General features: G+C 61.1%; 12 protein-coding genes and 1 pseudogene. 3 read left to right on the plus strand and 10 right to left on the minus strand.

All coding sequences use genetic code 11. The annotated features are described in order from the left end of the window. Nucleotides 1-85 precede the first annotated feature (85 nt). Together VF285_RS07395 and VF285_RS07400 are read left to right on the plus strand one after the other, a co-directional pair. Nucleotides 86-424: a P-II family nitrogen regulator gene (locus VF285_RS07395; RefSeq protein ID WP_346951990.1), complete on the plus strand. Its 339-nt coding sequence runs from the start codon at nucleotides 86-88 to the stop codon at nucleotides 422-424. 87 nt (nucleotides 425-511) lie between these two features. Further along, complete coding sequence (locus VF285_RS07400; RefSeq protein WP_346951979.1) at nucleotides 512-1,243, plus strand: pseudouridine synthase; 732 nt, start codon at nucleotides 512-514, stop codon at nucleotides 1,241-1,243. On the opposite strand, the gene VF285_RS07405 is transcribed toward VF285_RS07400, so the two are convergent. Then, the gene (locus VF285_RS07405; RefSeq protein WP_346951980.1) at nucleotides 1,216-2,151 is read right to left on the minus strand and encodes a 23S rRNA (adenine(2030)-N(6))-methyltransferase RlmJ; all 936 of its coding nucleotides are present in this window, start codon (nucleotides 2,149-2,151) and stop codon (nucleotides 1,216-1,218) included. The genes VF285_RS07400 and VF285_RS07405 overlap by 28 nt on opposite strands. Before the next feature lie 8 nt (nucleotides 2,152-2,159). After that, nucleotides 2,160-2,933, minus strand: coding sequence for a glycerophosphodiester phosphodiesterase (ugpQ, locus tag VF285_RS07410; protein ID WP_346951981.1), 774 nt, complete (start codon nucleotides 2,931-2,933; stop codon nucleotides 2,160-2,162). Nucleotides 2,934-3,111: 178 nt separating this feature from the next. On the opposite strand from ugpQ, the gene VF285_RS07415 reads away from it, so the two are divergent. Next, a complete protein-coding gene (locus VF285_RS07415) occupies nucleotides 3,112-5,070 on the plus strand; it encodes a SurA N-terminal domain-containing protein (RefSeq protein WP_346951982.1) in 1,959 nt (652 codons plus the stop codon). 118 nt (nucleotides 5,071-5,188) lie between these two features. Here VF285_RS07415 and VF285_RS07420 read toward each other — a convergent pair whose 3' ends face one another. The 8 genes and pseudogenes from VF285_RS07420 to VF285_RS07455 form a co-directional block, all read right to left on the minus strand. After that, a complete protein-coding gene (locus tag VF285_RS07420) occupies nucleotides 5,189-7,453 on the minus strand; it encodes a bifunctional (p)ppGpp synthetase/guanosine-3',5'-bis(diphosphate) 3'-pyrophosphohydrolase (RefSeq protein ID WP_346951983.1) in 2,265 nt (754 codons plus the stop codon). Between the two features lie 12 nt (nucleotides 7,454-7,465). Next, entirely contained in the window at nucleotides 7,466-7,669 is a 204-nt protein-coding gene (gene rpoZ / locus VF285_RS07425) for a DNA-directed RNA polymerase subunit omega (RefSeq protein ID WP_346951984.1), read from the minus strand. Between the two features lie 11 nt (nucleotides 7,670-7,680). Continuing rightward, nucleotides 7,681-8,340: a guanylate kinase gene (gene gmk / locus VF285_RS07430; RefSeq protein WP_414648091.1), complete on the minus strand. Its 660-nt coding sequence runs from the start codon at nucleotides 8,338-8,340 to the stop codon at nucleotides 7,681-7,683. Continuing rightward, nucleotides 8,337-8,669, minus strand: a complete 333-nt coding sequence (locus VF285_RS07435) for a hypothetical protein (protein ID WP_346951986.1) — start codon at nucleotides 8,667-8,669, stop codon at nucleotides 8,337-8,339. Before VF285_RS07435 ends, gmk begins: the two co-directional genes overlap by 4 nt. A 53-nt stretch (nucleotides 8,670-8,722) precedes the next feature. Continuing rightward, nucleotides 8,723-9,511: an exodeoxyribonuclease III gene (xth, locus tag VF285_RS07440; protein WP_346951987.1), complete on the minus strand. Its 789-nt coding sequence runs from the start codon at nucleotides 9,509-9,511 to the stop codon at nucleotides 8,723-8,725. Nucleotides 9,512-9,687: 176 nt separating this feature from the next. Beyond that, nucleotides 9,688-10,710 (minus strand): zinc-dependent alcohol dehydrogenase family protein, encoded by a 1,023-nt coding sequence (locus VF285_RS07445; protein WP_346951988.1) that lies wholly within the window; start codon nucleotides 10,708-10,710, stop codon nucleotides 9,688-9,690. A 105-nt stretch (nucleotides 10,711-10,815) separates the two neighbouring features. Next, nucleotides 10,816-11,004 (minus strand): hypothetical protein, encoded by a 189-nt coding sequence (locus VF285_RS07450; protein WP_346951989.1) that lies wholly within the window; start codon nucleotides 11,002-11,004, stop codon nucleotides 10,816-10,818. Beyond that, nucleotides 10,985-11,176, minus strand: a pseudogene (locus tag VF285_RS07455) (cupin domain-containing protein); the annotation flags it as partial. The gene VF285_RS07450 and the pseudogene VF285_RS07455, both read right to left, overlap by 20 nt.

Here is an 11,176-nt window from a genome sequence, read left to right on the forward strand (position 1 = left end):
CTGTACAGGCAGCGGACGCAGCACCCGACCTGCGCTATATTAATTGCTTTTCCGCAGGATCATCGACATCATGGCGCAGACCGACATGCAGCAGATCACAGCCATCGTCAAACCTTTCAAGCTCGACGAGGTGCGTGAGGCGTTGTCCGAACTGGGTGCCAATGGCCTGACGGTGACCGAAGTCAAAGGCTTTGGACGTCAGAAAGGGCACACCGAGCTCTACCGGGGGGCCGAGTACGTGGTGGATTTTCTACCCAAAATTCGTATCGATCTCGTGGTTCCAGCCGATCGTACCGAACTCATGATCGAAGCCATCGTGCGTGCGGCACGCACCGGGAAGATCGGTGATGGCAAGATCTTCGTCACCCCCGTGCTTCAGGCAATTCGCATCCGTACCGGAGAAACCGGGCCCGAAGCGGTCTGACCTGTCTGGCGAGCTTACTCGCGGCGTATCAGCGTCCTTGGTGGGCCGCTGTTTGGGTGCAGGGTAGTGAGGCTACAATGCTGCCCCATGGAACCGGTTCGTATTTCTAAATTGATGGCCCAACGGGGCTTGTGTTCGCGGCGTGAAGCCGACGCCTACATTGAGCGTGGCTGGGTGCGCGTGGACGGCCAGGTGGTCAGCGAGCTGGGCACCAAGGCACTGCCCAGCGCCCGCATCACGCTGGAGCGTCAAGCGGCACGCAGGCAGACCGACAAAGTCACCATCATCCTGAATAAGCCGGTGGGGTATGCCTCGCACCAGACCGACAAGGGCTACCGTGTGGCGGCTTCTCTCATCGAGGCCCGAACACTTTATCACCCAAAAACCAGCCACCGTACCTTCGAGCCTTCTCATCTTCGGGGGCTGGCTCCGGCCGGACGGCTGGACATCGATTCCCAGGGACTGCTGGTACTTACCCAGGATGGCCGGATTGCACGCCAGCTGATTGGCGAGGATTCCTCGCTTGAAAAAGAATATCTGGTTCGGGTCGAAGGACGTCTGGCGGGTCGTGGCCTGGAGCTTCTCAACCACGGCCTGACGCTCGATGGTCACCTGTTGCGCCCGGCCAAGGTGCAGTGGCAGAACGAGGATCAGCTGCACTTCGTGCTGCAAGAGGGGCGCAAGCGCCAGATTCGTCGCATGTGCGAGCAGGTGGGCCTCAAGGTGGTGGGCCTCAAGCGTGTCCGCATGGGCCACGTGGTGCTGGGTGATCTGCCCGTGGGCCAGTGGCGCTATCTGCGCGAGGGCGAACGCTTCTGACGCGGGGATTCGCTCAAAGGAGCCTGCCCTTGGGCGCGCGAGGATCCCTGGGGGGCTGCTGTTCCTCGAGTCAGCGAGAATCGTGCGCCACTGTCTTGCGCCAGTACCTGCGCGAGCCAGGGGAGGGCTTCCTCGAGCTCGGCCTGCAGGGTCCAGGGCGGATTCACGATGAACATTCCGCTTCCGTGCATGCCGAGCCCATCCTCAGAGGGTTTGCACACTGACAGGCTGGCGTGCAGCCAATCGACAGGAAGGCGTTCCAGAGACCGCGCCATTTCGTGCGCCTGTACCCGTTGAACCTGTGGATACCAGATAGCGAAGCAGCCTTGCGCAAACCGCTGCAGGCCTTCGCGCACGGCGGTGAGTACGTGGCGATAATCCTGTTTGTCCTCGTAGGGCGGGTCGATCAGGATGATGCCGCGTCGTGGAGGCGGAGGCAGCAGTCGCAAGAGGCCATGGAATCCGTCTTCGTGCGCCACTTGGGTGTGACGCGTGGCTTTCTTGCCCAGATGCGCGAGTGTGTCCTGGAGCACCTCGATTTCGGTGGTGTGCAGTTCGAAGAGGCGCAGGTGGTCTTGGGGACGCATGGACTGCAGCGCGAGGCAGGGTGAGCCCGGGTAGATATTTGCCTGCCCGTCGGGATTGAAGGCCGCCACGGCCTGCAGGTAACGAGAAATCAGTGCAGGCGGTTCGGACGCCGCCAGCAGCCGGTCCAGCCCGTCCTTGACTTCGCCGCTTTGTCCGGCCCAGTCGCCGTCCAGGGCGTACAGGCCGCCCCCGGCGTGGGTGTCGATGACCCAGTAGGCGCCCTCTTTGCGATTGAAATAATCCAGGATCTGTACCAGGATCGCGTGCTTGAGGACGTCAGCGTGGTTGCCGGCGTGGAAGGCGTGGCGATAACTGAACATGGGGCGCGTCAGCTCTGTGACTTGAAGACAGGAGTGTCTTCGCGCACGGTATCGAGTGCGTCAGTGAAGAGCGCATGGCATCCCCAATCCAGCAACTCTTTGGCGCGTACCACGTCGTTGACGGTCCAGATGGCGAGCGTCGCCCCTTGCCCAAGGATGTCGCGGACGACGTCGTGGTCTGCGAATTTCGTGTCGATGTTCAAGCCGGTGCAGCCCAGGCCCTTCATGCGGGCGTGCCAATCCGCGGGCACCGAGCCTTCGATGAGCAGTGCACGAGGGAGTTCGGGCACTGCCGTGCGAGCCGCTTCGAGCGCAGTTTCTGAAAAAGACGAGAGCAGGGGCGGCAGGGAAGCACCCTGCCACAACTGTGCAGCGGCCCGGGCAACGGCAAGGCCGGTTTCTGCTTCCGTGCCAGTGGTGGGTTTGATTTCGATGTTGCTGTGTACGGAGTGCGCCCGTGTGGACCGGGCGACGGCCCGGAGCGTGGGAGCACATTCCCCGGCGAAGTCCGGACCATGCCAGCTGCCGAAGTCGAATTCCGAGAGCGCTGCCCAGCTCAGGCTGGAGGCCAGGCCATGTCCGTCGGACGTGCGGTCGACGGTGTCGTCGTGCATCAGGAACAGGACGCCGTCCTGACTGAGCTTCACGTCGTATTCAACCATATGGAAGCCTTTGTGTGCGCCCGTGCGCATGGAGGCGAGCGTGTTTTCCGGCGCCAGCTTGCCGCCGCCCCGGTGGGCGATGAAGCGTGGCCAGGGCCAAAGCGGATGAGGTGTGGGCATGAGATCTGCGTCCGAAAGCGGGAGTCCATCTGTCGTTGTTGCCTGCATTCTAGCGCCCCGCTGCGGTCACAGTGTTAAACTGCGTTCCATTTCAGACTAACCAGGTTTCCGGTCGGCTTGGGTGGCATCGGTCGCCCGTTTGTGATTGTGGCCCGAGCCTTCCGCAGGTGATCCGTTTATGTTCGAATTCATCCGCACGCATCAACGGTTGATGCAGTTGCTGCTCCTGATTTTTGTCGTGCCATCCTTTGTGTTTCTGGGGGTGAGCGGGTATTCCATCGTCAGCGCTGATCCTGCTGTGGCAGATGTCGGGCGTCTGTCGGTCACGAAGGAAGAATTCACTCAGGCTCAGCGCAATCAGCTGCAGCAGATGCAGGAAAGCAGCCAGGGGCGCTTTGACCCTGCGTTGCTCGACAACCCTCAGGCCCGTGAAGCCTTGCTCAATCAGCTCATTGACCAGAAGGTCCAGATGGCTGTTGCAGCACGCGAGCACTTCAGCGTGTCGGACAGCGTGTTGCGTCGCGCCATTGCCTCCATGCCGCAGTTGCAGGTCGATGGGCAGTTTTCGCCAGATCGTTACCATGAGGTTCTGGCGCAGTACGGGATGAGCCCACGTGACTTCGAAGCAGGCCAGCGTGCGCAGTTGGCGCTGACGACCGTGCTGTCGCCGGTCGATGAATCCGCCAGCCTTCCTGCTCCGGTGCTCGACAGTCTGAAGCGGGCCTTGACTGAAGAGCGGACGATTGCTCTGCGCGTGTTTCAGGCAAAGGACTATCGTGCCGGCGTCACCATTACCGATGCGGACGTCAAGGCCTGGTACGAGTCACATCAAAAAGAGCTGCGCCTGCCCGATGAAGTTTCTGCCGATTACCTGGTGCTCGACGAGGCGGCGGCCATGGCCAGCGTGCCTGCAATCTCTGATGCGCAGCTCAAGGATTATTACGACCAGAACAAGTCGCGGTATGTGGTGCCGGCGCGCGTGAACCTCAGTCATATCCTGATCAAGGTTCCAGCTGGGGCCACCGAGGAGATCGCCAAGGCGGCGCTGGCCAAGGCGCAGGACATCGCCAAGCGGGCGCGTGCCGAGCCGTCGCAGTTTGCAGACCTTGCGCGTAAAGAGTCGCAAGATGCCGGGACTGCCCGCGAAGGCGGTACGTTGGGGTGGATTCAGCGCGGTACCTTGCCGCTGAGCATGGATCAGGCGGTGTTTGCGCTCAAGCAGGGGCAGGTTTCCGATCCCATCAAAGGGCCGGATGGCTACCACATCTTCCTGGCCAACGAAGTTCAGCCTGAAAAAGGCGAGACCTTCGACGAGGCCCGGGCCAAGGTCACCGACGAAGTCCGTCGTCAACTGGCTGCTGATCGCTTCGCCGATATGGCCACCAAGCTCACCAGCTTGGTGTATGACAATTCCAGCAGTCTGGAACCTGCCGCCAAGCAATTAGGCCTGCAGATTCGTCACGTTACCGGCATTGCACGAGACCGTCTCCTGGCGGCTGATGAGGCGGGTCCAGGGGCAGCCTCCGCCAGCAAGGATGCTGCCGCTCTGGGGGATCCTCGGGTGCGCCAGGCGCTTTTTAGTTCACAGGTGCTGGCCGACAAGCAGAATTCAGGCGTGATCGAGATTTCTCCCGATACGATGCTGGTGGTGCGGGTGGATAAGCTCACGCCCTCGCACGTGCCTGCGCTTGCGCAGGTGGATGCTCGGATTCGCACCGATCTGACCGACGAGCGGTCTTTGGCGGCTGCCGTGGCGGCCGGTAAACAGGCGTTGGCGGCGGTCGAGAAGAAACCATCTTCGGATGGGTTCGAGAAGCCTGTGACGATCAGCCGCATGGATTCTGCGGGTCTGGCCAAGTCGGTGCTCGACGCCGCGTTCTCGGTTCCGGTCACGCCGTTGCCGGCCTACAGCAGTGTTACGCTGCCGACGGCGTACGCGGTCATTCGGGTGGACCATATCCAGCCGGGTACCACGGACAAGCCTGCGCTGGAGGGCCTGGGAACGCAACTCGCACAGGTATGGGGAGCCGTGGAACAAGCGGCTGTGCTCACTGACCTGCGTAGCGAGATGAAGGTCAAGGTGACCAGCGAAGGGAAGAAGCTGATCAACAGCAAGGGCAGCGGGGATCAGGGGTGAGCCTGCGCATACAAAAGCCCCTGCGGGCTTTTGTATGGCTGGCGAACCGGAGCCGCCTGCAGGCGGCTCCGGTTCGCCGTACACAATATGGCCCGCAGGGGCCATATTGTGTCTCGGCTCACCCCTTCGCTCTGGTGATTTTTTCTACTTGGGGGACGTGGCGGATGTTGCGGATGACTTGCGCCAGGTGCTTGCGGCTGTCGACTTGAACCGTCAGGTGCAGCAGGGCAGTGGCGGCGGCTTCGTCGGGCATGGTGAGTTGCACGATGTTGGAATCTGCTTCCGTGACTTCGGCAGCAAGGCGGCCCAGGACACCGCGTTCGTTCAGGACCATGACGTCCAGGCGAGTTGTCAGGTGGCGGGCCGTATTAGTGTCCCAGGCGACGGGAATCCAGCGTTCGGGTTCTTTCGTCTGCTGGCGCAAAGCTACAGGGCAGTCGGCCATGTGCACGACCAGGCCGTGGCCCAGGCGGATGCCGCCGATGATGGCATCGCCAGGCAGGGGGCCGCAGCACTGCGCAAGCTGCACCGCCTGGCCTTCGTTGCCGTGGATGACAATGGGGGCGCTGGTGATGGTGTTGTATTCGTCGACGGCCGTTGCCGTCAGTGCCAGCATGGCGTTTTCGGGCGCAAAGCGGCGCGCTACCACGGCCGCAAGCCGTTTTCCGAGGCCGATATCGGCCAGGATTTCCATGCGCGAGGCACCGGCAGAGCCTTTGGACATGCGTTCCCATTGTGGGTCATCGTCCGCGGGGTAGGTGATCCCCAGCTGGTCAAAAGCCTGATTGAGCAGCCGGCGACCGAAGGCCACAGACTCCTCATAGCGTTCAGTGCGCAAGTAGTGGCGGATTTCAGACCGCGCGCGTCCGGTGCGCACGTAGTTGAGCCATTGGGCGCTGGGTCGTGCAGCCGTCGAGGTGATGATTTCTACTGCATCGCCGCTGTGAAGCTCCGCACGCAAGGGCGAAAATTCGCCGTTGATCTTGCTTGCCACCGCATGATTGCCGACATCCGTGTGGATCGCGTAGGCAAAGTCCACGGGCGTGGCGCCTCGGGGCAGAGACAGAATCTTGCCCTGTGGCGTGAATACGTAAACCGCATCGGGGAACAGGTCGACCTTGACGTGTTCGAGGAATTCGCCCGAATCGCCCGTCTGGCTTTGGATGTCGAGCAACGACTGCAGCCATTGATGCGTCCGTTTCTGCAGATCGTTGAGGGATGTCCCGTGCTCTTTGTAGAGCCAATGTGAGGCGACGCCTTCTTCGGCCACGTGGTCCATGTCGCGCGTACGGAACTGGAACTCGACCGGAGTGCCGTACGGCCCAATCAGCGTGGTGTGCAGTGATTGGTAGCCATTGACCTTGGGGATCGCAATGTAGTCCTTGAACTTGCCTGGTACCGGCCGGTAGAGCTGGTGCAGAGTGCCCAGCGCCAGATAGCACTCTGGCAAGGTATGGACAATGATGCGAAACCCATAGATGTCGAGCACGTCGGAAAACGACTTCTTTTGCTCGACCATTTTTTTGTAGATGCTGTAGAGCGATTTTTCGCGCCCCATGACTTCGGCATCGATGCCGGCCGCCGGCAGCGCTGCGCGCACGGCCTCGGCAATGCGGGACACCACCTCGCGGCGGTTGCCGCGGGCGGCCATCATGGCCTTGTACAGCACTGCATACCGGTTCGGGTAGATCGCCTTGAAGCAGCGGTCCTGCAGTTCGCGAAACAGGGCGTTGAGCCCTAGCCTGTGCGCGATAGGCGTGTAGATGTCGAGTGTTTCGCGTGCGACGCGCGCACGCTTTTCGGCGTTGACTCCGTCGAGCGTGCGCATGTTGTGCAGACGGTCGGCCAGCTTGATGAGGATGACGCGGACGTCGCGCGCCATGGCCAGCAGCATCTTGCGAAACGATTCCGCTTGCTGCTCGGCCTTGGTCGCGTATTCGAGACGCTCGAGTTTGGTAAGCCCATCGACGATGTCGGCTACTTCAGAGCCGAATTTTTCAGCAAGCTCCTGCTTGGGAACGTGCTGGTCTTCAATGACGTCGTGCAGCAGCGCCGCCATGAGCGAATCGGCATCGAGCTTCCAGCCCGCGCAGATTTCGGATACGGCGATGGGATGGGAGATGTACGGCTCGCCGCTGTCACGAAATTGCCCCAGGTGGGCGTTGTCTGCAAAGCGGTACGCCTCACGGACGCGTTCGCTGTCCTGTGGGGTGAGATACCCCGAAATGATCTTGTTCAGCCCGGCGAGCGATGCAATCGGGCTGGGTGGCGTTTCGATGGGTGCCGCAGGTGCGGGGCGCGTTTGCCGTCTGCGCAGGCGCGGCCCTTTGCGTAATACCGCAAGCAGGCCTGACGATGCACCCCTGAGCCCCGAAAACGCCATGAGTACTCTCGATCAGGTGGGGACCTTGCGCAGCATTTCAGTCCCGACCTGGCCTTGGGCGATTTCGCGCAATGCCGTGACAGTGGGTTTGTTGTGGGTCTGAATGCGGGCCTCGTGGCCTTGCGCGAGTTCGCGCGCACGATAAGTGGCGACCAGTGTCAGGTCGAACCGATTGGGGACTTTTTCGAGGCAGTCTTCTACAGTAATGCGAGCCATGGATTTCCTGATCAGGGAGCGGTTGAAATAGGTTTTCGGATGCCCAGCTGCATGAACAGCTCGGCATGGTGGATCGATTGTGCCGTATAGCGCAAACGGGCTGCAGCCACGATTTGCTGCAGGTGCGCTAAAGCGACGCTAAAGTCTTGATTAATAATAACATATTCGCAATCAGAGGCATGGGCCATTTCACCCCCCGCGGCCAGAAGCCTGCGTGCGATTACTTGGGGGGAATCTTGTCCTCGTTTTTTCAGGCGGGTTTCCAGCGCTTCGATGGAAGGTGGCAGTATGAAAATGCCGATTGCTTGCGGATAATGCTGTCGCACCTGGCGTGCGCCTTGCCAGTCAATCTCCAGGATGATGTCACGGCCCGCCTGAACGGCCTGAGCCACGCGGTCACGCGGCGTGCCGTAAAAATTGCCGTGGACTTCAGCCCATTCGAGCATGTCTCCGCGGTTGCGTAGCGCCTGAAATGCATCCACCGTCACGAAGCGGTAGTTGACCTGGTCTACCTCGCCGGGGCGTGGGGCACGGGTAGTGCACGAAATAGAGAGGGTCAGACTGTCGTCGCGTTCGAGCAGCGCATTGACGAGGCTGGATTTACCCGCGCCGCTGGGCGCGACAATCATGAACAAGTTGCCCGACGACGGGTTCAGCGGGGTCACCATCACGAGTGTGCCTCGGGCTGGGGTTGCTGCCCGAAGGCAGCCAGCGTGTCGGTATAGGCTTGTGGACTGGTGCACAGGAACACCAGCGAGTCACCGGGGTTCAGATTGAAGAGCACGTCTTGCACTTGTTCTTCGGCATCGTCGCCTGCGTCGATGGCTGCCACGTGGACTTCGCCCGGGCCTTCGAATTGTTCGGCTGGAACCAGCTCGGCCACCTGCTGCACGTCTGCATTGCGTTGCGCCACATAGACGCGAAACGGCAGAGTCTCAAGCGTGATGTCGAGCACCATGCCCTGGTCCAGCAGGGCGATCAGACGGCTATCGAGCGGCATGTCAGAAAGAATTCTTATCGGTCCGCCATTATAGACGGCCGTGGGACAGGGGTTCACGCCGCCGCGTCAAAGTCTGCGATCACCGGCGCGTGGTCGGAAGGCTTTTCCCACTTGCGTGGCTCTTTGTCGATGCGGCAGCCTGTGCAGCAGCGAGCCAGCGCGGGTGTCGCCAGAATGTGGTCGATACGCACGCCGATGTTGCGCCGGAAGCTCATTTGCCGATAATCCCACCAGCTGAAGGACTTGGGCGCCTGATCAAACATCCGGAACGTGTCTTGCAACCCCAGGTCCAGCAATTGACGGAACGCATCGCGCTCTGGTTCCGACACCAGAATCGAACCTTCCCACGCCTGTGGATCGTGGACGTCGGCGTCGGCGGGCGCCACGTTGTAGTCGCCCAGGATGACCAGATCGGGGTAGCGAGCCATCTCTTGCTGCAGCCACTTGCGTAGCGCCTGGAACCATTTCAGCTTGTATTCGTATTTGTCACTGCCTACCGCCTGGCCATTGGGGCAATAGGCGCTGATGATGCGCAGCGGCTGGCCGCCAGGTCCAGGCACCGTGGCCGCGATGATACGCTGTTGCGGGTCCTCGAAGTCGGGCAGATTGCGCTGTACGTCGGTGAGTGCCTCGCGGCACAGGATGGCCACCCCGTTATACGTCTTTTGTCCCGCCCAGCAGGCCTGGTAGCCGATCTGTGCCAAGGCCTCGTGCGGGAATTTTTCGTCAGGTAGCTTCAGCTCCTGCAGACAAAGCGCGTCGACCGGGTTGGCAGCGAGCCAGTCCATGACGTGGCCTAGCCGCACGTTAAGCGAATTGACGTTCCAGGTGGCGAGTTTCATGTGATCAATGTTGCTCTTATTAATCAAATAGTTATCACGCCATCACAAGCCATGTTTTCGGGGAGGCCACCCACATGGCTACTCGATTTGAGCTCGGTGGGCGGTTCTTCTTTGTGTTGCGTGAATACGACCATGGTATCAGCCCAACGCCTTGCTCCGTTCAAATCATGTTGTGATCATTCGTCCACGCGCAGCATCGTTTTGATGGCACGACGTTGGTCCATGGCCTTGTAACCCTCGGCCACCTGGGCGATCGGCAATACCAGATCAAATACCTTGCCAGGCTGGATGCTGCCCTCCAGCACGCGGTTCATCAGGTCGGGTAGAAAGCGGCGTACGGGGGCGGGGCCGCCCAGCATGCGCTGCTGCGTGAAGAACAATTTCTGCCCATCGAAGCTCACACCGTGCGGCACGCCTACATACCCGATGGTTCCTCCGGGACGGCAGACGCCTACGGCCTGCTGCATGGACGTCTCCATGCCCACGCACTCGAGCACCGATTCCGCTCCCACGCCATCAGTCAGTTCCATGATGCGGGCGATGCCTTCCTCGCCACGCTCTTCGACAATGTCCGTGGCACCGAATTCACGGGCAAGCTTCTGGCGGTCGGCATGGCGGCTCATGGCAATGATGCGGCCAGCTCCCCTCTGGCTGGCAGACAGCACGCCCATCAGCCCGACGGCGCCATCGCCCACGACGACCACCGTGCCACCTTCGCGCACCTGGGCTGCATCGGCTGCGTACCAGCCCGTGCCGAGCACATCTGATACCGCCAGCATGTGTGGGATCATGTCTGCGTCCGGCATTTCGGCGGTAGCGACCAGAGTGCCGTCGGCCAGTGGCACGCGGGCGTACGGTGCCTGCGCAGCCGTCATGAATTCGCGCTGCGCGCAGGACGATTGGAATCCGAACCGACAGTGCGGACAGGTGTTGTCGGACAGGCAGAAGCTGCCGACCACGAACTGGCCGGGTTTGACGGTTGTTACGTCAGAACCCACTTCGACCACGACACCGCAGTATTCATGTCCCATGTGCATCGGCGAGTCAATTTTGTTCAGTCCACGATAGGGCCACAAGTCAGAGCCGCAGATGCAGGTCGCCGACAGCTTGATGATGGCATCGGTTGGGTGAACGATTTTGGGTTCCGGGACATCTTCGAAGCGGACGTCCCCGGCGCCATAAAGTATGGTGCCTCTCATGAGTTTTCTCCTATCGGTGTTGGCTTTTGCGTTGGCTATCGGTTTGCATCGACTCAACCGTGCGCCTGCGCCTCTACCAGCGCATCATGCGCACGTCGGCTGTTGTCAGGTCCCTCCCACCTGTGCGCTCAGCACCCGCACAGCCTGCTCTAACTGCTTGGCCGTCAGGCCCACGTTCAAGCTGATGCGCATATGCGATTGCAGTTGCGATTCGGCGCCGGGCAGCGCCGACAAGAAGCCGACGGTTGGGGTGGTGCTCTGTGTCTTCATGGTATCAGGCGAGGTATTGCTCATCGGTGACTTGCTCCATCCAGTTCACGGCTTGGCCGTGGGCGTCGGCCTGAACGATGGAAATATGGGTCATGGCGGTGGTCGAGGTTGCGCCATGCCAATGCCGCTTGCCGGGCGCGCAGGTAATGACATCGCCCGGGCGGATTTCCTCCTTCGGTTCGCCTTCGCACTGGTG

Source organism: Castellaniella sp. (assembly GCF_036379515.1).
Lineage (GTDB): Bacteria > Pseudomonadota > Gammaproteobacteria > Burkholderiales > Burkholderiaceae_B > Castellaniella.